18 protein-coding genes and 1 pseudogene are annotated in these 19,438 nt (G+C 47.8%); 9 read left to right on the forward strand and 10 right to left on the reverse strand.

Annotated elements, in window-relative coordinates:
• Nucleotides 1-121: 121 nt before the first annotated feature.
• Nucleotides 122-1,501 (forward strand): short-chain fatty acid transporter, encoded by a 1,380-nt coding sequence (locus tag Q4488_RS08110; RefSeq protein WP_303579974.1) that lies wholly within the window; start codon nucleotides 122-124, stop codon nucleotides 1,499-1,501.
• Between the two features lie 151 nt (nucleotides 1,502-1,652).
• On the opposite strand, the gene Q4488_RS08115 is transcribed toward Q4488_RS08110, so the two are convergent.
• The 4 genes from Q4488_RS08115 to Q4488_RS08130 form a co-directional block, all read right to left on the reverse strand.
• A complete protein-coding gene (locus Q4488_RS08115) occupies nucleotides 1,653-3,104 on the reverse strand; it encodes a deoxyribodipyrimidine photo-lyase (RefSeq protein WP_303579975.1) in 1,452 nt (483 codons plus the stop codon).
• Nucleotides 3,105-3,115: 11 nt separating this feature from the next.
• Nucleotides 3,116-4,090, reverse strand: coding sequence for a DUF523 and DUF1722 domain-containing protein (locus Q4488_RS08120; RefSeq protein ID WP_303579976.1), 975 nt, complete (start codon nucleotides 4,088-4,090; stop codon nucleotides 3,116-3,118).
• A gap of 321 nt (nucleotides 4,091-4,411) precedes the next feature.
• On the reverse strand, nucleotides 4,412-4,648 hold the full coding sequence (locus Q4488_RS08125; protein WP_303579977.1) for a hypothetical protein: 237 nt from the start codon (nucleotides 4,646-4,648) through the stop codon (nucleotides 4,412-4,414).
• A gap of 679 nt (nucleotides 4,649-5,327) precedes the next feature.
• Complete coding sequence (locus Q4488_RS08130) at nucleotides 5,328-6,581, reverse strand: YeeE/YedE family protein (protein WP_303579978.1); 1,254 nt, start codon at nucleotides 6,579-6,581, stop codon at nucleotides 5,328-5,330.
• Between the two features lie 896 nt (nucleotides 6,582-7,477).
• On the opposite strand from Q4488_RS08130, the gene dctP reads away from it, so the two are divergent.
• The 3 genes from dctP (at nucleotide 7,478) to Q4488_RS08145 (ending at nucleotide 10,439) form a co-directional block, all read left to right on the forward strand.
• Nucleotides 7,478-8,494 carry a TRAP transporter substrate-binding protein DctP gene (gene dctP, locus Q4488_RS08135; RefSeq protein WP_303579979.1) on the forward strand — a complete coding sequence of 339 codons (1,017 nt, stop codon included), beginning with the start codon at nucleotides 7,478-7,480 and terminating at the stop codon, nucleotides 8,492-8,494.
• The gene (locus Q4488_RS08140; RefSeq protein ID WP_303579980.1) at nucleotides 8,494-9,015 is read left to right on the forward strand and encodes a TRAP transporter small permease subunit; all 522 of its coding nucleotides are present in this window, start codon (nucleotides 8,494-8,496) and stop codon (nucleotides 9,013-9,015) included. The genes dctP and Q4488_RS08140 overlap by 1 nt, the downstream gene beginning before the upstream one ends.
• 98 nt (nucleotides 9,016-9,113) lie before the next feature.
• Nucleotides 9,114-10,439 (forward strand): TRAP transporter large permease subunit, encoded by a 1,326-nt coding sequence (locus Q4488_RS08145; RefSeq protein ID WP_303579981.1) that lies wholly within the window; start codon nucleotides 9,114-9,116, stop codon nucleotides 10,437-10,439.
• Nucleotides 10,440-10,495: 56 nt separating this feature from the next.
• Here Q4488_RS08145 and Q4488_RS08150 read toward each other — a convergent pair whose 3' ends face one another.
• Together Q4488_RS08150 and Q4488_RS08155 are read right to left on the reverse strand one after the other, a co-directional pair.
• A complete protein-coding gene (locus Q4488_RS08150; RefSeq protein ID WP_303579982.1) occupies nucleotides 10,496-10,891 on the reverse strand; it encodes a hypothetical protein in 396 nt (131 codons plus the stop codon).
• Between the two features lie 334 nt (nucleotides 10,892-11,225).
• Nucleotides 11,226-12,086 carry a response regulator transcription factor gene (locus tag Q4488_RS08155; RefSeq protein WP_303579983.1) on the reverse strand — a complete coding sequence of 287 codons (861 nt, stop codon included), beginning with the start codon at nucleotides 12,084-12,086 and terminating at the stop codon, nucleotides 11,226-11,228.
• A gap of 234 nt (nucleotides 12,087-12,320) precedes the next feature.
• Between Q4488_RS08155 and Q4488_RS08160 the strand changes: the two are divergent.
• Nucleotides 12,321-12,518, forward strand: a pseudogene (locus Q4488_RS08160) (hydantoinase B/oxoprolinase family protein); the annotation flags it as partial.
• Nucleotides 12,519-12,821: 303 nt separating this feature from the next.
• Nucleotides 12,822-13,151 carry a multidrug efflux SMR transporter gene (locus Q4488_RS08165; RefSeq protein WP_303579984.1) on the forward strand — a complete coding sequence of 110 codons (330 nt, stop codon included), beginning with the start codon at nucleotides 12,822-12,824 and terminating at the stop codon, nucleotides 13,149-13,151.
• 28 nt (nucleotides 13,152-13,179) lie between these two features.
• Here the strand turns inward: Q4488_RS08165 and Q4488_RS08170 are convergent, their stop codons facing one another.
• Nucleotides 13,180-14,082: a LysR family transcriptional regulator gene (locus Q4488_RS08170; RefSeq protein WP_303579985.1), complete on the reverse strand. Its 903-nt coding sequence runs from the start codon at nucleotides 14,080-14,082 to the stop codon at nucleotides 13,180-13,182.
• Between the two features lie 150 nt (nucleotides 14,083-14,232).
• Here Q4488_RS08170 and speB point away from each other — a divergent pair, with 150 nt between their 5' ends.
• Nucleotides 14,233-15,174, forward strand: coding sequence for an agmatinase (gene speB / locus Q4488_RS08175; protein WP_303579986.1), 942 nt, complete (start codon nucleotides 14,233-14,235; stop codon nucleotides 15,172-15,174).
• Nucleotides 15,175-15,261: 87 nt separating this feature from the next.
• On the opposite strand, the gene Q4488_RS08180 is transcribed toward speB, so the two are convergent.
• On the reverse strand, nucleotides 15,262-16,746 hold the full coding sequence (locus Q4488_RS08180; protein ID WP_303579987.1) for a PLP-dependent aminotransferase family protein: 1,485 nt from the start codon (nucleotides 16,744-16,746) through the stop codon (nucleotides 15,262-15,264).
• Between the two features lie 99 nt (nucleotides 16,747-16,845).
• Between Q4488_RS08180 and Q4488_RS08185 the strand changes: the two genes are divergently transcribed.
• Nucleotides 16,846-17,442 (forward strand): pyridoxamine 5'-phosphate oxidase family protein, encoded by a 597-nt coding sequence (locus Q4488_RS08185; RefSeq protein ID WP_303579988.1) that lies wholly within the window; start codon nucleotides 16,846-16,848, stop codon nucleotides 17,440-17,442.
• A gap of 34 nt (nucleotides 17,443-17,476) precedes the next feature.
• On the opposite strand, the gene Q4488_RS08190 is transcribed toward Q4488_RS08185, so the two are convergent.
• Nucleotides 17,477-18,082 carry an HD-GYP domain-containing protein gene (locus tag Q4488_RS08190; RefSeq protein ID WP_303579989.1) on the reverse strand — a complete coding sequence of 202 codons (606 nt, stop codon included), beginning with the start codon at nucleotides 18,080-18,082 and terminating at the stop codon, nucleotides 17,477-17,479.
• A gap of 147 nt (nucleotides 18,083-18,229) precedes the next feature.
• Here Q4488_RS08190 and Q4488_RS08195 point away from each other — a divergent pair, with 147 nt between their 5' ends.
• Nucleotides 18,230-18,670 carry a hypothetical protein gene (locus Q4488_RS08195; RefSeq protein ID WP_303579990.1) on the forward strand — a complete coding sequence of 147 codons (441 nt, stop codon included), beginning with the start codon at nucleotides 18,230-18,232 and terminating at the stop codon, nucleotides 18,668-18,670.
• 109 nt (nucleotides 18,671-18,779) lie between these two features.
• Here Q4488_RS08195 and Q4488_RS08200 read toward each other — a convergent pair whose 3' ends face one another.
• Nucleotides 18,780-19,400: a LysE family translocator gene (locus tag Q4488_RS08200; RefSeq protein WP_303579991.1), complete on the reverse strand. Its 621-nt coding sequence runs from the start codon at nucleotides 19,398-19,400 to the stop codon at nucleotides 18,780-18,782.
• Nucleotides 19,401-19,438: the final 38 nt, after the last annotated feature.

Raw genomic sequence — 19,438 nt, forward strand, 5'->3', positions numbered from 1 at the left:
TCAGGATAGAATCGGCGCTTTCGAGAGTGATCACCTGTCATGCTCGGAATATACGTCAAAAGCGTAAATAAATGGCCTTTATCGAGGCGATATAAAAATATCTATAATAATAGGAATACTTATGAATACGAATGCTGTGCAATTAACTCTGTTGCAACGATTAAGTAAGTTTTTCGTTGTCCTGTTGCAACGTTATCTACCCGACCCGTTTATCTTTGCTATCGTGTTAACCTTATTAGTCTTTGTGTTGGTTATGCCAGCGACAAGTCAAGGACCGATGCAGGTTGTTGATGCTTGGGCCGGTGGTTTTTGGAAGTTATTAACCTTTGCTATGCAGATGGCGATGGTGGTGGTAACGGGCCATGCAATGGCCAGCGCTCCGGCGTTTAAAAGCAAGTTGGCGCTATTAGCAGGTATCGCTAAAACACCTGGCCAAGCGATTGTTTTGGTGACCATGATCAGTGCCGCCGCTTGTTGGGTAAACTGGGGCTTTGGTTTAGTCGTCGGTGCTATTTTTGCACGTGAAATTGCCGCTAGAGTTAAAGGTGTCGATTATCGTTTGTTAATCGCCTCGGCTTACAGTGGTTTTCTATTTTGGCATGCGGGTTTATCCGGTTCGATTCCTTTGGCGATTGCCAGTGGTACTAAAATTGAAACCGTGACAAACGGTGCGGTATTAGCGGCCATACCCACTTCAGAAACACTTTTTTCGACCATGAACTTAGTGATTTTGGCGGTCATGTTTGTGACGATTCCGTTATTGAATCGACTGATGCATCCGGCACCACAGGATACGATGGTTATTGATGCCACTTTACTGGCAGAAACCGCCGCTACAGAAGAGTTACCCAATAAAGCCGATATGTCTCCAGCGGAACGACTCGAGAATAGTCGCGTATTATCGTTGTTATTAGGGGTGATGGGCTTTGCTTATATTATCTATTATTTTATTAATAATGGTTTCGCACTTAACTTGAATATCGTCAACTTCACATTCCTGTTTTCGGCTATTTTATTACACGGTACACCCAAGAGCCTGCTTAATTCAGTGTCTCAGGGGGCTAAAAACTGTGCAGGCATACTGCTACAGTTTCCGTTTTATGCCGGTATTATGGGGATGATGACAGCTACCGGCGATTCGGGAGTATCATTGGCGGGGATTATTTCCGAAGCTTTTGTGTCTATTTCTAATGAAACAACTTTCCCATTATTTACCTTCCTCAGCGCCGGTATTGTTAACTTCTTCGTGCCTTCTGGCGGTGGTCAATGGGCTGTTCAAGCGCCGATTATGATGCCTGCGGGGGCCGCCTTAGGTGTTGATGCGGCTAAAACGGCGATGGCGATCGCTTGGGGTGATGCTTGGACCAATATGATTCAGCCTTTCTGGGCACTACCTGCGTTGGCGATTGCTGGTTTGGGTGCTAAAGACGTGATGGGTTATTGCATCATGGCGTTGCTAGGTTCTGGTGTGATTATTTCGCTTGGGTTATTGATTTTCTAAGCAACCACAGGTTATTGATCAACGTAAAAACCAGCGATAATGCTGGTTTTTTTATTAGCCCTGCCAATTGTCATTTTCTCGTCGTTACGCTTCGCATTAAACGATTCAATCGAGTCTCGGTGCGCTGGGCTTAATCGCTGAGATTGTATTATTACTGTTGTTTTAGACTTGCAAAAGCGTCTAATGCTGCCTGACGCGAGGCTTTGAGATCAAGCATCGGTTTTGGATAGGTTGTGCCCAGTTGGACACCCGCTTCTGCGAGCACCGCCGCTGAGGCCTCCCACGGGGTGTGAATATAGCGACTCGGTAAGGCGCTGAGTTCGGGGATAAAACGGCGAATATAGTCACCCTCAGCATCAAACTTTTGTCCCTGCAGTACCGGATTGAAAATTCTAAAATAGGGGGCGGCATCGCTGCCGCATCCGGCAACCCACTGCCAGCTTGCGCTATTGGACGCTAGATCAGCATCGACTAGCGTATCCCAAAACCATGTTGCGCCAAGATGCCAGTGTTGACATTGATTCTTGACTAAGAACGAAGCGACCAGCATGCGTACTCGGTTATGCATATAACCCGTTTGCCATAATTCGCGCATACCGGCATCGATAATGGGGAAACCTGTCATACCCTGTTGCCACTGATGGCATTGTTCTGGTTGGTTTTTCCAGGGGAAACGATTGAAGCGTGGATTGAGATTTTCTGTGGTGATGTTGGGGTTGTGATAGAGCTGATAATACGAAAACTCACGCCAAGCGAGTTCTTTCAAAAAAGTATCCAGTTGTTCTTCTAAGCCTGGATGACTGCCCTGTTGTTGACTGTAATACCAAATTTGTCGCGGCGAGATCTGTCCCCACTGCAGGTAAGGCGATAGAGTGGATGTTGCCTCTAGGGCGGGATAATCACGACCTTGCGGATAATTTTCTAAGCGTTCATTGGTAAAGCGTTGTAATCGTTGCCAAGCGGCGGCTTCGGTTATTTCCCAGTGATCAGTGAGGCGATGATGCCAAGGATGATTGGGCAGTAAGTTGAGTTCAGTTAAGTCGCACGGCTGAACATCATTCGCTGCGAGTTGGGTAGTGAGATCATCAGAATATAGCTCAAGTGTCGGTCTAGGGAGGGGCTCTGATGGTGGGGGCGCACTGATACAACCTTTACGATAATAGGGAGTGAAGACTTTATAAGGTGTGCCGTCGGCTTTAGTGATTGTCCAAGGTTCCCATAATAGTGAGCCGTTGTAGCTGTGTACGGTTGTGCCTGTACTTTTGAGTGCCTGTTTTATTTGACTGTCGCGGGTGATGGCATGGGGAGTGTAACAGCGATTCCAATGTATTGTTTGTGCACCGGTATGTTGAATGAGTGCCAGTAAAATAGCCAAGGGGTCGCCTTGGAAGATGCGTAGCTGATCGCTTAACTGATCGTTTAAGTGAGCCAAGCTGTGGTGTAGCCAGCAGCGACTGGCGGCGCCTAGATTGCAGTGATCGGCGGTGGTGGTATCATCGATAAACACGGGAATAACACGGCCGCTTTGGGCCGCATAGTAAAGTGCGGGGTTATCCGCGAGTCTAAGATCGTGACGCAGCCAGACAATGACGGGTGACTTCAACGGGGTTCTCCTTATACTTGATTGCGAAGCCCAAGGTGCGCAGGGTAGGGTTCGAGATAACGCTGAGCACGAATATAGTCGCTACCGTTTTGATTAATATAGTGTGACAGTAGGGTCATGGGCGTGATCAGATTCACTTCACCGAGGCGGTATTGTTCAAACACCGTTAGAATGGCTTGCCGCGCGGTGCTATCAACGCTTTGTTTCAGGTAACCCATGATATGTTGCATTACATTGCAGTGAGCGCCACGCGACGCTGGTTGTTCGATGGCGGCCATAAACTGATCAAAATACGTGGTGATGAGGGGGTCAAGCGGTTCGTTATGGGCGACAGCCAGCATTTTTCCTAAATTCCGATAGGCGATCTGATGGTGAGCCATCAACAAGTATTTGTAGCTACTATGAAATTGTAACAAGTTGTGGAAGCTAGGTTGTTCGACCACTTCTTTACGGAAATGATGATGAGCGAAGACGCGCATGACAAAGTTTTCACGCAACTGAGGGTCGTTTAGACGGCCATCTTCCTCTATCGGCAGGTTGGGATACTGCGCCATCAGTGCGCGAGCAAATAAGCCTGCCCCTCGTTGTTCATGTGGATGACCAGACGGTTGATAAATTTTGACTCGCTCCATGCCGCAGCTAGGAGAATCCTTTTTGAGTATATAACCATCTAAATCACGGCAGCGTTGCAGCATGGGCTGACAAGCATCAATGAGTCGTTGATTGAGGTTTTCTTCCGTTTCGTTAGTCGTTTTAGAGAATATCAGTGTGGGATCATTTGGATCGCCGATTAACCGCATGGTCGGCCGAGGTATACCAAAACCCGCAGCCACCTCTGGGCAGAACGTCTGAAATTTAAAGTGGCTAGTGAATTGATCTCGGCAGATTCTCGACTGACTATGGCCGCCGTTAAAGCGCACTTCTTCGCCCATCACACAGGCACTGATACCGACCGGTATATCGGTTGTTGTGGATATAGGTTGCATGCTCACTCCTTGGCTATCAGCTTATAGCGATCTGTTACGTCAATCGCGTAGGTGTAGATCATCATGTTGAAATAAATATAGCGTTGTTTCAAGCTTGGTTAAAAAACAGTCAATATAATTCTTGACTGAATTAGTGGGATAACTATAATGACCTAGTAATTGACTCGGGTATTAAGTCTACTGTTGTGCATAACTGCTCCTCTCATTCAGTTATGCACTTAGTTATTGTATTCCATTCTTGCTATCCGATGATGTTCAACTGCTGTGGTCAATTTATTCATCCGTTGATTTAGGATTTGAATTGCCCTCTTTTTGGGGCCGCTAATCAATAAGCGGCCCTTTTTTTATCTTTTGAGTACAGCTTAGCGCGTTTTGCTGGCTTGCCGTCATGTCACCAATGGCTGGAACCGTTTTTAATAGCTGACAACGACTACTTTCCTTAACCTGTTTAATGATTTTTGCGTCCGGTGGGGCGATTTTTTCATTTAAATAACAGTAGTGATCATGCATCACCTGAAGCTCACCAATGATGGCTGGGCATAGTGATACTTTTTGCATACCTAACCATGAAAACAGCCTTTTCATGGCCGAGTGGCCACACGGGAAAGATAATTCAAACTCTAATAATAACGCAGCTATACGCACCTATACGCGATATACAGGCGGTACGATCGGCGACAAAACCTTCACCTACTCGGTGTACGATGAGCTGACTTTGTGACTCAATCGACTTAACGGCGACAAAGCGCATATTAGGACGACGGGCCGCCTCAGTAATTGCCAATGCATCGCTAAAATCATTTTTGTCGCCCTTAACGAAAGGTTTAACGTATTGAGGTGGGATTAACCGAACGTCATGAGCATAATCCAAGCAGAGACGACCTAATCAATGAGCACCACTGCAGGCCTCAAATGCAATGAGACATGGTGGGCGTTGAGCGATAAACGTAACGGGTTTTTGACGAGGGAGTTTCTTTCTGCAGACTTGCTGATCTTGGGCGTCACGACCCATTAAATGAAAAGAAGACTTGCCTAAATCGATTCCAAGGACGTTCATATACATGGAATTGTTATCCTTGCTGGTTTCGTCACCTTTACAGCATAGCTGATTAAAAGCGAGGGGAACCATCTCATTAAGCCGACTTTCTAACATAAGAAAGTCGGCTTATTTTGTTGCATCGAAGCTATTAAAGTATGAGGCTAAGTATACTGGATCTAAGCATATTGAATCTAAGCATTAAGCATACTGAACTTTCTTTGCCAGCTGATTACCAAAAATAGCACCTAACACCATGACGACTAGAAAGATCCAGCCAGACAGGGAAAAGTTAGCAATCGGTGTATACAGCGCACCAACATTACAGCCGTTCGCCAAGCGTGTTCCAAAGCCCATGGCCAAGCCCGCGATAACCAACATAGACGCTTCACGCCCACTTAAACGCATGCGTGATATGCCGCTTGAGAAACGTCCCGCTAATAAGAGTGAAATAACGGAACCCAGCATGATACCTATGTTTTGCACATTAACTGGATGGTTAAAGAATGGCATGGTAAAAGCTTGTACCGGACGATGCGTAAACTCAGCAATACTCATCGGGTCGACGCCGACTAGAATCAACAAGCGGCCAAACCACAAGCCAAACGGCGTAGAGGCTCCCCAGCCTTGTCCCGTCACGCCCATGAGAAGCGTAAACAACACGACGATCATAGCGACCCCCGTCATCATCGACCAGCGCCTTACAAATAAGGCTTCATAGGTTTCACGGCTGAAGAAAGCATGGGCGGCAAAATCATGTGGCAGGCGCTGCAATGGTTCCTGTTCAGACGCGGCGCCAATATAGGTATCATTTTGACGGCGGCGATATTCATAACGGTGGGCCAGCCAAGCGACGATGCTGGCAAATAAAACAGTCAGTAACACGGCCCCTAAATAGCCGTCTAACGGGGTCGCACTAAACAAATCAGGTAAATACACCCCAGCCCCTTGATAGCTCGCTGAAGAGATCCAACTCTCTCGAATCCAGCTTTCTTGGGCTTGCAAAGGAAAACCAAGAAACACCCCCATACCAAAGCTAAACAAGACCAAGGCAGGACGCGCTAAGCTACTTGAAAAATAGGTTAAGACGCCAGAGGCACAGCAACTGGCAAAGGACATACCAAAACCAAACAGCAAGCCGCCAATTAACAAACCAGCATTAATCGGGTTAACCCATAACACGGTGTCGTTTGGATCCTGAGTATACAAAAAGGCCATGGAGGTAATCGCTGTGGCGACAAACATCAGCATCAGCGCGCGCATTAAACGGGTAGAGCCCGTTTTGAAGGCTCTATTTACACTACCCGCAAAACCCAGCGCAGAACGTGTTAGGGCGTAACCTAAACCCAAACCAATCACTAAGCGAAAAAATATAATAGGCTCTAACGCAATAGCCCCTAACACAATAGCTGCCACCAATAAGGCGAAGCCACTGAGGTATTCTTTAGTATTCATGATTCATTCCGAGAGATAAGAAGAGACACCGGTCAACAGTGCATTGAAATAGCCGCGAAATTGTAATCATGTCATAACAAACCGCAAGGAGTGGTTAAGAATGAATAGGAATAAGTTAATACTTTCATGAGCTTAGGTAGGCTATTTAGGGAAGGTGCGAATAAGTCAATTACGTCTCTGGCTGACAGAGAAGCTGGAGATCAAGGCAACAGTTACAGGCATACTGGTTGTACGTCGAAAAATGTTAACGCTGAGATCCTGCTTCTCTGAAAGCCCCGAAGGGAGAACATAACGGACTTATTCGCACCTTCCTTAGACTTCATCTATTGCCTCTCAAGTAACGCCGATTAGCTCAATGTGCATTATAAATTTAGATATTTTTTAGCATAAGGGACATGACATAAGGGGCAGGCAGTCATCGGGGTAAAGCATAGGCAGAAACAAACGGCCTAAAAGGCGCGCTCAGGTTCACTCATTTAACTTACAATATATCAAACGAAAAGTCCTTGTATAGCTATTTGCTATTGATTTCACTTTGTTGATTAGTGTTCTGAATATTAAACAGAGGCTATCCCCTGATAGGGGTAGGTTAAGACAATGCTTAATAATTGAGCTCATTTTACACTAGTTTATAAAGGATTTTATTAGTGATTTATTCTATTAAAACAATAAGTTAATGATTATTGTTAAGGCTTGAAGGGCTTTATTTAGCATCGACATAGCTGACTTTTTGATAGCGTAAAGGTTGCCGTTTTTTGAACGCTGTCATTCAGTGCTCTTTCTATTTTTAATTGTGAGTGTTAAAAATAACGCACATTTATATGTGCAGCACAGATCGTTAGTGAGTTAATACCTTTACCTGTGCTGTGATAATTTATAAAAATAGGAAGATACAAGTGAAAAGAAGAGATTTGCTTAAAGCCGCTGCAACCGGTATTGCAGCTGCACCGTTGGCCCTTTCCTCTACCTCAGCCCATGCTGGCGATAACGTTCGTTTGCGGATGCAGACGCTGTATGGCACCGAAACGGATGATCTATACAAAGCATTCACCAATGATGTGAAAGCCGTATCGAATAAGAGTGTTCGTATTCAGCGTTTTCGTGGTTCTGAATTGGTGCCTAATGATCAGATGTTAGATGCCGTATCTAAAGGCACTTTAGATATGTGTCAAGGGTATGCGGGTTATTGGGCGGGTCAACTCGATATCGGTAAAATTGAATCGGGCATTCCCGGTGCTTGGGCAAGCTATGATGAAGCGATCTACTTGCATCAAGCGAAGGGCCTCACAGCGCTGCTAGAAGAAGCCTATGCTGATAAAGGCGTGAAATATCTAGGACCGGTGTTTGGTGGGCCTTATGATCTGTTGACCACTAAACCGGTCAATAGCTTGGAAGATTTGAAAAAGCTAAAAATTCGGGCCACTGCAACGGTCGCGGGTATTCTCGAAAAATTTGATATCCCTACGGTTTATCTGCCAAGTCAGGAGCTTTACGTAGCGCTGTCTACGGGGGCGATTGATGGCGTCATTTATGGTGGCTCTCTCGAATATAAGGCGCTTAAGCTACATGAGTCGGCTAAATACTACACCTATCTGAATATGATCAATCCCGGTTATGCCGACGGTATGTTGATCAACCTGAAGAAATGGGAATCGCTGTCTGCCGATCAGCAAAAGGCAATTGAGTTGGCTACGGCTAAGCACGCAGTCAATATGCATGCTTGGAATGTGAATGGCTGTCTGGATGTTAACGCTGAAGGTATTTTCGAATTCTCATCTTTGCCAGAAGCCGATTCTAAAGCCTTGACCACGGCCGCGATGGATGTCTGGAAAGAAGAGGCGACTAAGTCACCGCGTAACGCTAAAGCAATTGATGCGATTACGGCCACAGCGAAGGCAACAGGGAGAATCTGATGTCAACACTTTCTCAATATCTTGCGTTTCAAGACAGGGTATCTGAGTGGGTCGGCCGGACCTTCTGTTGGTTGTGTCTGGCTATGATTGCAGGGCTTTGCTACGAGGTGGCGGCGCGTTATTTATTTAACAGCCCGACCTCGTGGGCACATGAATCGACCACCATGTTATACGGTACTTTTTGTATTTTGGCGGGGGTTTATACCCATAAGCATCATGGTCATGTTCGCAGTGAAGTGATCTACAACCTATTTCCTGAGCGGGGGCGGGCAGTACTGGATGTGATCACGGGAGTGATCGGTTTGGTGGTGTTTGCTGTGTTTTTTTATATCGCCTTTCATTTCGCGGCCGATTCTTGGGCGATTAAGGAGGTCTCATCGAAAAGCACCTGGGGGCCGGTTGTGTATCCTTTCAAATCGGTGCTGCCATTGGCGATTGGGCTGATGATGTTGCAGAGCATCGCGGCCTTGATTCGCAGTGTCATGATTGTTTTCGGTATACAGCCCGAACCTCAAGTCTAATGTGAGGTTGATCCGAGAAGGTGCAGTCACTCTCTGTCTGGCGCAGTCAATCGTTACTTTTCCTGCGCTCAGACCTTCAATAAAACAAAGGTGTATGTGTGTTAGATCTAGATCCCTTAGTGGTTACCTTCGGCATGTTTTTCTCGATGCTGATTTTGCTGGCAATCGGTGCGCCGTTGACCTGGGCGTTGCTCACTGTGGGCGTGGGTTCGGCTTATTTTCTCTGGGGCCCAGCGGGGCTTGAGCTGTTGGCAACCAGTGCGTTTTCGGCGATGGATAACTTCCTGCTGGTGGCCTTGCCGATGTTTATTTTTATGGGCCTAATGTTGCAGCGATCCGGTATCACCGATGATCTGTTTGATATGATCAATAAGTTAATGGGTGGTATACCCGGTGGCCTAGGGATGGGCACGGTGATTATCTGTGCGATTATTGCCGCGATGGCGGGTGTTTCCGGTGCGGCAACGGTGAGTCTGGGTATTATCGCGTTACCCTCGATGCTCAGTCGTGGATATGATAAAAAACTCGTGACCGGTACCATTATGGCCGGTGGCGCCTTAGGCTTTCTGATTCCGCCCAGCGTGCTGATGATTGTCTATGCATTCTTGGCACGGGAATCGGTGGGTAAGCTGTTTGCCGCCGGGATGATGCCGGGATTGATGTTAGCCTGTATCTATATGCTGTATATCTTCCTGTTTGCGGTAAAAAATCCCGATAAAGCGCCGTCTATCGCGCTATCTGAACGTCTGAGTGGGTTGGATAAGGTCAAGGCACTCAAAGCGTTGGTGCTTCCTGGTGCGCTGATTACCACGGTGCTGGGCTTTATTATCGGCGGTGTTACCTCTCCTTCTGAAGCGTCGGCTGTTGGCGCGGCGGGATCGTTGGTGTGTGCGGCGATCTATCGGACGTTAAACCTAAAGATGCTCAAAGAGGTGCTGATGAGCACCACGCAGCTAATGGGGATGTTGTTATGGATCACGATTGCGGCGGTATTCTTCAGTAAAATTTATATCGGCTTGGGAGCGGGTATGTTGATTACTGAATTAGTACAAGATTCCAATCTATCACCGTATTTGGTGATTGTGGCGATGCTAGCGACTTATTTCATTCTCGGTATGTTTCTGGATGATTTTGCGATTGTCTTTATCACGGTGCCACTGTTTGTGCCGATTGTACAGGAGCTCGGCTTTGATACCGTTTGGTTTGCGGTGCTGTTTATTATCAGTATGCAAACGGCGTATCTAACACCACCGTTTGGTTATAATCTCTTTTATATGCGCTCGGTCGCGCCACCCTCGATTACCATTTACGACCTTTATAAAGCGGTGATTCCGTTTATTATACTGCAGATTATTGGTTTAGCGTTGGTGGTTGCCTTCCCGCAGATCGCGCTGTGGTTACCTAATCAAATCTTTGGATCATAACTGTTTCATGATTTTAAAAGCCGCTCACTGAGCGGTTTTTTATTGCCTTGTGTACGTTAATAACGAGAGGTCGAGTGCATGGCTTGAAGCCAAGCGACGCCATCCTCTTCGCTCAGAAATGTTCGAAAATTGATGCCATGAATCATCGCCGATTTTTCCGTGAGGATATTGTTTTTGAGGTTGGCTGGATTGGTATCGACATAGGCGATAGTGAGTTCAGGCCAGATCCATTCCTGCACGCCAGCGACGATATTAAAGGTGTCCGAAATAGAGCGCGTGCCTTGCAGGTGAAAGATGGCGAGTATTAGATTAAATCCTTTCGTCCGACAATGCTTAGCGACATCTTGCCACATGGATAATGAATCTTGTATGACGTCAGCCTTGGTTCGGGTTCCTTTGACCTCAATACGAAGATAGTCTTCGCACTCTGTGATGGCATACTGATAGGGCATTGTTCACTTCTCCGTGCATAGTGTTAATGCATGAATTAAATCATACCGTTTTTAAGAATGATAATGAATATCATTTATTATCAGTAAAAACCAGTCTCTCACATCAACACCGTTGGCTTCTCGAGCGTTACGACGACGAATGTGTCATTGATGGGACCGATAAAGCGAAGCGTTGCTAACAAGGGGCGCCGTGGGACTCTGCTTGGCATAACATCAACAAGGTTTAGCCGATGCTTGTTTGTTTGATTAATAGGTAATCAAACTTTAACCTCGGGTATGAGACACGTCAGCGTTCTATTCGCGTCAGATTAAGCCGAATAGAGACCGACATGCTTCATCGCTGGCTGGGGGGCTTGAGATAGTTAGTCAACGGGTCTGGGGGGGAATCCGGTGTCACCATGCGGAGCGAATCAATAAATAGATGAAACATCTCGGCTTGTGAGTTGATATCCAGTTTTGAGTAGATGTTTTTACGATGGTGTTTGATGGTTTCAGGACTGATCTCGAGTTTCTGTGCGATATATTTTACCGCATAGCCTCTGAGTACCAGCTGCAGAATCTGGGTTTCCCGCTGGGTCAGGATCGAACGGCCAAAGTTACTCAGAGCGCACTCTAAGTGAGATTCGAGAAAAGTCTCTTGCTGCGCGTGCTTGGAATTATTCCACCACTTTAACAAGATCGCTTTGACGGTTGAGAAGACCCGCTGAATGAGATCTTGCTGAGCGCTATTAAACTTCGGTTTATTATCTTGACGGCTAATGGATACTTGAATACTGGCATTTTCCGTAGGGATGATGAGACAGATCTCATCGCCAAAATTCACCAGACGGTAATAAACCCGATAGAATTCGCTGTGTTTAAAGCCGTTCGGCGCCACGTCTGATAGACAATGAACACCTTCTGCAGGGCCGTCAGCGGCTAAACGGTAAAAGGGATCCAATAGATACGCACTTTCGAGGTATTGATCGATATGAATGCGAGGGTCTTCACCGCGGCGACGCTTACGTGATGGGCAGTAGGGTTGACTACCTTCTGGGTAAACAATCAGAGTGCTGCCATCGGCATCCACGATGCGGCGCAGTGAGTCCATCAGATTATCCACGGCATCATCATTTACGCCATGAGTAATAATACCGGCAATGGCATCATGCCAGAGCATCAGAGGTTGTTTAGCGACACGGTGAAACTGCGACAAATCAGAAACCTTACTTAGCGGTGTTGGAAAAGGCTAATTAAAGCCTGCTTTTTGTGTGGAGACAACCGATTATATACCTGAAGGGGCTAGGATGATGATTTTTGTGATCCGTGTTACTTAAAGCAAGTCGCAGAGGCTTATTGTTCACGCTGAATAGTGTGGTTTTCAAGACTGAGTTCCCTGAGGTGCAAAGAATAAGTCACCGCCTATCAATATGTATTCGATCCGGCTTATAAGGGGTGCCATAGCATGGATTGTTGTATGTACAAGCCGGTTTTCTATCAGGGGGAGCTAGTCTTTTGGACCGTCTGTAAAGGCCATCTTACCGATATTGGTGGTCCAGTACCTGCAGGCTATAACCCGGATGCGAAAGAGATTTATGCCGAGGATGGAGAACAAATACGGGATCAATCAGATAGGAATGCCACCTGATTCCGTACAGCCGATTTGACAATAACTCGTTTGATTCATATTTCAGTCGGTTATTTCAATTTAGTGGGGTTGGATAGACTTTGATTTATGCGGCAATAAACTAGAGTGGTGTCAGGCTTACTTCGGTAAGCCCTTTTTCGATCTTATGTCGATTGCTTAATGACAGCTTGGTTGGGCAAGGAGTTATTCCGTTGGAGGTATAGCCTTAAAGGGGTTGCAGTATTGATTTGAATCGCATGAAATAGAGCATCCGATCCCTTATTTAGGTGGATCAATAGCTTAAATGTGTTTTAACGAGGGTATATGGGTTACTGGTTTTTAGCGATTGCGATTAGCGCAGAAGTGTTGGGGACGTTAGCCTTAAAAGCGTCACAGGAGTTTACTCGGCCGCTTGCTAGTACGCTGTGTGTTGTCGGTTATCTGACGGCGTTTTATTTTCTCTCGCTGGTGCTGAAAACCGTGCCGGTGGGGGTGGCTTATGCAATTTGGGCGGGAATGGGGATCGTACTCATCGCTTCCATCGGTGCCGTCATTTATCGGGAGATACCCGATATGCCCGCTATTATTGGCATGCTCTTCATTATTGTGGGGGTTGTTATTATGAATGTCTTTTCTAAAACGGCGGCGCATTAACGGCCATCAGTCGACTTAGGTTTAAGTGCTATTGATGCAACTGCTGTAACAGCCATTGCAGTCCTGAATCATTCGCGTACAGCGGATGATGTAGGGTGATCATCTCAATATGAGGCATCCCCTTGGGGGGCGAGATCAACCTTACCGGTAGCATCTGTGCAAAAAGTAAGGCCATCTCTCGGGGGAGTGTCATCACCGCATCGGTGACGGCAACGATACGTGCACCGGCCATATAGTTGACGGTGCGCGCGATCGGCTGACGTTGCTGTTGTTGTGTTGCCAGCCAATGATCTATGTGATCGGCGGTGACGCCAGCCAAGTCAGAGAACAGTACATGATTTAACTGACAGTATTGTTGTAATGAAAACTGCTGCTCGACTAATGTGTTTTGCTCGGCAACTAGGCAGGCAAAGGGTTCGATATGCCATGGTCTACGGATGAGCTGCGGATTAATTTGTTGCCGATTATCCAGCCCTGCGATGAGATCTATCTGTCGGTTTTCCAACTGCTTAAAATTACCTCCTTTACCGATCATTTCAATCTGAATACGAATGCCGGGGGCCGATTGCTGTAGTGTCTGCATCAGAGGAGGCAGGGTGATCGCCTCAAAATAGTCGGTACTGGCAATGGTAAAGCAGCGTTCTGAATGGGCGGGGTCAAAAGGCTCCGGTGGGCTCAGACTCTGCTCAATCATTCGGATGGCTTGACGGATATCCGGCAGCATCGATGTGGCACGGGGAGTGAGCTTCAGGCCGTTACCCGCCCGCACTAAGAGAGGGTCATCCAGTTGTTGCCGCAGTCGGTTGAGAGCGTGACTCATGGCCGACTGACTGAGGCACATCCGTTCTGCCGCGCGACTGACATGGCATTCGCTCAAGAGTGCCTCAAGTAGCAGCAATAGATTGAGATCAAACTGACGCAGAGATTTCATATTGACGCTCTAAGGGCCGAGGGCTAATGATGGATGTTTAGTTATTATTTATATGCATACTATTATTATAACTATGCATTTCAATAATTATAAGCAGCAGAGTACGCTGTGATCAATAGCTGGAAACTCAATTGTCTGTCGAGGTGAACGATGTCTGATATACCGAATAACGTGGCGAATGCCGACCTGCCAATCTATGGTTCGTTGGGTATGACGTTTATGGAATTTCCCGTAGTGAGTGATCTGCATCGCAGTGATGCGGAAGTCGTGGTCGCCGGAGTGCCATTCGATATGGCGACATCAGGGCGCTCGGGGGCGCGTTTCGGGCCCAGCGGTGTACGTCAGGCATCTGCTCAGCTGATTTGGGAGGGCGCGCGTTGGCCGTGGTCGTTCGCACTGGATGATCATCTGTCGGTGGCGGATTCCGGTAATGTGCTGTTTAAGCATGGTGAGCCACAAACGATGGTGGATAATCTGCAGCAGCATATCGGTGCTATTTTGGCGGCCGGTAAGTCATCCCTGACGTTTGGTGGCGATCACTTTATTACCCTGCCGGTCTTGCGGGCTTATGCTCAGCAGCATGGACCGTTGGCGTTAATCCATTTTGATGCCCATACCGATACCTATTCTGGTGGTACCAAGTATGACCATGGCACGTTGTTTCACCATGCAGTGGAAGAGGGGTTGGTGGATACGGAACATTCGATTCAGATCGGTATTCGTACCGCCTATGATGTTGCGGGTCATCCGTTTGAGGTATTAGATGCCGCGTGGGTTGGTGATCATGGCCCACAAGCCATACTGGAACGTATTCATGCACGGGTTGCAGATAAGAAGGCCTATGTGAGTTTTGATATTGATGGACTTGATCCGGCCTATGCGCCAGGCACCGGTACGCCGGTATCCGGGGGTATGACGATGGATTGCGCTTTGAAAGTGATTCGTGGTCTGCAGGGATTAAACCTCGTGGGGATGGATGTGGTTGAAGTGGCGCCGGCTTATGATCACGCCGAAATTACCTCATTAGCGGGGGCTACGTTAGCATTAGAGTACCTCTACGTGCTGGCGAGTAATAAAATGCAAGGGCAGTAAGTACCTTATTGATGGTTAATGACACGAGGCTGCTCGGGTATTGGTCGCCTCGATGTTATGGCCTGTGTACTGCGCGCAAACACGGTGTCAGGCTGTGTTAGGTGAATGGTATCGTGCCATCGTCGTTGTGAGTCGCTCGATTCCTTGATTTATTTGTGCTTCATCGTATCCGGCGAAACCGATCACTAAGCCTGCAAGAGGCGCTTGTTGATCGTAATAATAGGAGAGTGGGCGGATACCCAGTCCGAGTTTCATGGCGTGTTCGACGATAGCTTGATCATCACTGCCTTGCGGCAGTAAGAAAACGCTGTGCATGCCGCCATCACTGGGTTCCCATTGCAGCTGATCTGGCAAGCACTGGGCGACGCGTTGACGTAGATAGGTACGGCGGGCCTGATAGAGTTTACGCATTCGGCGTAGATGACTGGCAAAGTATCCACGGGACATAAAGTCGGCCAGCGCCAGTTGAGGGAGTGACGCTAAGCCGCCGTCAAGGAAGCCTCGCATCTGTTTAAAGGGCTCGACGAGCGTGACAGGCAGCACCAGATAAGCGAGTCGAATAGCCGGATGCAGAATGCGGCTAAAGGTGCCTGAGTAGATGACCGAATGTCCATCGGATAGCCCTTGTAATGCGGTCAAGGGGGGGCCATCAAAGCGGAACTCACTATCGTAATCATCTTCAATAATACAGCTACCGTGATCGGTGGCCCATTGTAATAGTTGTAGGCGTCGCTCGATGCTGAGAGTGTAGCCCAGTGGAAAATTACGTGATGGAGTGATAAACGCGAGCCGAGCATCCCGTTGATCAGTGAGCATTAGATCGCTTCTGCAACCCTGTCGATCGATCGGCATCGAGACTTTAATACCGCCAGCGTTGCTAATAGCCCCGTCGATTCCGGGGAAGCCTGGGTCTTCGACCAATACTTTATCGCCGCTATTAATCAGCATGGCAAAAGCCAGTTGCATCCCTTGTTGAGAGCCAGAACAGATCATGATCTGTTCCATGCTGCAGTGAACCCCTCGGGTGGCGCTGAGGTAACCCGCAATCTCATTGCGCAGGGCGGGTTCGCCCATTAAATGTTGCGCTTGGCTAAATTTCATCTGTCGTCCGGCATGGCTAACCGAACGTTGCCAAGCCGGCCAAGGAAACTGATCCAGTGCGGGGATGCCCGGCAACAATAAGTGTTCTCTGTTGTGCTGATACAGCGGGCGAATCTGTTGTAGCTGAGTGCTCTTAGTCGATAGCCGTATGGGTTGTCTTGAGGGCTGCTGACGACTGTGTTGCTGACGGCGGTGAGGGGTTAATTGCGCTGAAATATAGCTGCCGTCCCCTTGGCGAGTTTCGATATAGCCCTCGGCTTGCAGCATTTCATAAACTTGTTTAACGGTATTACGCGAGAGGCTTAGCCACTCCGCCAGCTCTCGGGTTGACGGTAATCGGCTGTCGACTGCTAGTTCGCCACTGAGGATACGCTGCTGCAGATAGTTAAATAGGGCTCGATAGCGAGGCCGTTGTAACGGGGCTTGCTGCAGAAAAGGGGTAAACAGATTAGATGAGGGCGATCTGTGCATATTGGGTCTTAATAAATGTTATAAATTGGATCTTATTAAGGCCCACTATAGCGATTATGCTTATCGCTTAACATACTTAAATGAGTCTAAGGATTAATCATGAGTGACGTTGCAGTAACCGAACGGAGCCGTGTCCGGCGTGGCCGAAAAATAGCCAGCTATGACCGTGAGACTATCTATCATATTCTTGATGAAGCGTGGGTTTGTCATATCGGTGTTAGCGTTGCCGATGAAGCGATAGTGCAACCGACCTCGCATTGGCGCATAGGCGATGAATTATTTATTCACGGATCAGTAAAAAATGCCTTGTTTCAACAGGTACTCAAGGGACAAACGGCTTGTATTTCGCTCTGCATTTTGGATGGCTTAGTGTTTGCGCGTTCGGCCTATCATCACTCTGTCAACTTCCGCTCGGTGGTGTTGTATGGCAAAGGGCGATTGGTTGAAGCGCCGAACGAGAAGCGCGCGGCGCTGAATACGATGTTAGAGAAATATAGCCTGGGGCGTTCATCGGAAGCGCGGCCAGCCAACGACACCGAAATGAAAGTCACGGCGGTATTTGCCTTTCCAATTGAAGAGGTGTCTGCCAAGATCCGTACAGGTGGCCCGAATGAAGAGCCAGAAGATCGTGCGTTAGATGTGTGGGCCGGAGTGAAGCCTGTCAGCATCGAGGTGGGTGAGTTGATTGCTGACTAATATCGATTATAGCCAGGGCAGGCGATAATTGGATTTAGGCAACCCGATGCTTGCTGGTGTTAATGATACGGCAGAAGTGTTTGAGTAAGTAAGGGTCATGCTTAGCGCCAGACTCACGCTGGATCTGCGTGATGATATCCGCATGACTCCGGCCTCGATGATAGGGGCGAGTGAAGGCCATAGCATCATAACTATCAACGATACTGATAATACGTGCACCAATCGGTATCGCTTCACCGGCGATTCGATCGGGATAGCCTTGACCATCATAGTGTTCATGGTGATGGCGAATAATCTGGCCGGTTTCTGCTGCGCCTTCTAATTCCGTAGAGCGTACAATTTGTTCGCCGATCTCTGGGTGACGTACCATGACTGTCCAATCTTGGTGATCGAGTTTGGTCGGCTTCATGAGTATATGATCGGGAATGCCGATTTTACCGATATCGTGGAATTTAGCACTGATTCTCAGTGCGGCCAGTTGTTTCACGTTTAAGCCAACTGCTTTACCTAATTCGGCGGCTAGCGTTTGTACACGGGTAGAGTGTTCCAGTGTGGACGGATCACGAAAGCCGAGCGCGATGGCGAGGGCTTTGGTGCGCTGTTCTAGGATTTGAAATACTTCTTGGTCAGACGAGCTCATACAGACTCCTATCCCTGATCCCTGTCAAAAGAGCGTTTATACTTAAAGTGATAAAGCCGTGCTATCGAGAGACAGGGTTGCTTTAACTCCGTGACGCTGATAATAACGCGCTTTGTAAATAAAGTGCAACAAAAGGACGTGCTACAAATGAGATGCGCATGGTTGGTTTTAAGTTTACTATGGCTCAGTGGTTGCGCATCGACAGGGGCGAAGTTTGCTTCAGAGAATTATATTCTGGATCTCGAGCGGCAGCGTTACTGTATTGAAGGACGCGCAGACTGTCGTTCTTTATCATTGATTCAACCCTCGTTTCGCGAAGCGTGGATCGCCAACGCCTTTGCGATGCCGAAACAATATTATAGCTGGACAGCCAGCGAGCTGGCCGCGTTGCTATTAAATCCGCCGGATAAGGATTATCAGCCGAAGCTACTGAGTGCGAAGCAATACCGATTACCGCCGACGTTTGCCACGCATATGGTTTGGGATGTGCTGGCGCTGGAGTATTACACGCTTTATGGTGATGATAATGGTATTCAGGCAATACAGAAGCACCCGCCACAAGCTCGTCGATTTTTAATCCATCAGTAAGGCTCGGCCTTGACATCAGCGTTATAGCGTCGGCCGCTATTCAGCGGGCTGACGAGCTCAGTCAACAGGCATGTTACACCTTAGGTTATCAACGGGTGATTAAAAAAGCTTAACCTAAGGCCAGCCAGATACCGACGGCGATCATCAATGAGCCAGCGATACGATTCATCAACTTTACATTACTGCGATTTAGTAACAGGTGACGCATCGCCTTACCGCCGCTGGCATAGATGAGTAGACAGCTGAACTCTATTAATAGAATCACCGCTATTAACAAGGTGAGTTGCGGTGCCAGGGGTTGACGCTGATCTAAAAAAGGAGGCAACAAGGTGACGAAAAAGGCCCAGCCTTTGGGGTTGGCGATCGCAGTAATAAAACCGTTGAGCGCCAGTTGTAGTTTGCCCTGTTGTTTTATGGCTGCGCCGGGCTCTTGCATGACCAGCTTGCCTTTGGATTGCCACATTTGCCAACCGAGCCAGCCGAGATAAGCGCCGCCACCGAGCTTTAGGAAGATAAACGCTTGAGGAAACTGTAGCATCAGCGCGGCGACACCGGCCGCGGCTGCCGCTGCAACGAGGCCGACACCGATAAGCTCTCCCCACATCATATGCAGGCTTCGCCGGACGCCAATCGACATCCCTAAGCTCAGTGCCAGCGTCATACACATACCGGGTGTAATCGACACAAAGAAAAACGTAGGTATAAACAGCGATAGAAGAGTAACCGACATCCGTGCCTCTGCGTGCAAGAGTGAAGGCGAGATTCTAC

Source organism: Amphritea sp. 1_MG-2023 (assembly GCF_030547545.1).
Classification (GTDB): Bacteria; Pseudomonadota; Gammaproteobacteria; order Pseudomonadales; family Balneatricaceae; genus Amphritea.

Bases quoted from the DNA above. Each gene is read 5' to 3' on its own strand.
- Q4488_RS08200 (WP_303579991.1), bottom strand. From the start codon at position 19,400: ATGTCGGTTACTCTTCTATCGCTGTTTATACCTACGTTTTTCTTTGTG.
- Q4488_RS08110 (WP_303579974.1), top strand. From the start codon at position 122: ATGAATACGAATGCTGTGCAATTAACTCTGTTGCAACGATTAAGTAAG.
- Q4488_RS08125 (WP_303579977.1), bottom strand. From the start codon at position 4,648: ATGCAAAAAGTATCACTATGCCCAGCCATCATTGGTGAGCTTCAGGTG.
- Q4488_RS08195 (WP_303579990.1), top strand. From the start codon at position 18,230: ATGAGATGCGCATGGTTGGTTTTAAGTTTACTATGGCTCAGTGGTTGC.
- Q4488_RS08150 (WP_303579982.1), bottom strand. From the start codon at position 10,891: ATGCCCTATCAGTATGCCATCACAGAGTGCGAAGACTATCTTCGTATT.
- Q4488_RS08165 (WP_303579984.1), top strand. From the start codon at position 12,822: ATGGGTTACTGGTTTTTAGCGATTGCGATTAGCGCAGAAGTGTTGGGG.
- Q4488_RS08140 (WP_303579980.1), top strand. From the start codon at position 8,494: ATGTCAACACTTTCTCAATATCTTGCGTTTCAAGACAGGGTATCTGAG.
- Q4488_RS08180 (WP_303579987.1), bottom strand. From the start codon at position 16,746: ATGCACAGATCGCCCTCATCTAATCTGTTTACCCCTTTTCTGCAGCAA.
- Q4488_RS08130 (WP_303579978.1), bottom strand. From the start codon at position 6,581: ATGAATACTAAAGAATACCTCAGTGGCTTCGCCTTATTGGTGGCAGCT.
- Q4488_RS08185 (WP_303579988.1), top strand. From the start codon at position 16,846: ATGAGTGACGTTGCAGTAACCGAACGGAGCCGTGTCCGGCGTGGCCGA.
- speB (WP_303579986.1), top strand. From the start codon at position 14,233: ATGTCTGATATACCGAATAACGTGGCGAATGCCGACCTGCCAATCTAT.
- Q4488_RS08120 (WP_303579976.1), bottom strand. From the start codon at position 4,090: ATGCAACCTATATCCACAACAACCGATATACCGGTCGGTATCAGTGCC.
- Q4488_RS08190 (WP_303579989.1), bottom strand. From the start codon at position 18,082: ATGAGCTCGTCTGACCAAGAAGTATTTCAAATCCTAGAACAGCGCACC.
- Q4488_RS08170 (WP_303579985.1), bottom strand. From the start codon at position 14,082: ATGAAATCTCTGCGTCAGTTTGATCTCAATCTATTGCTGCTACTTGAG.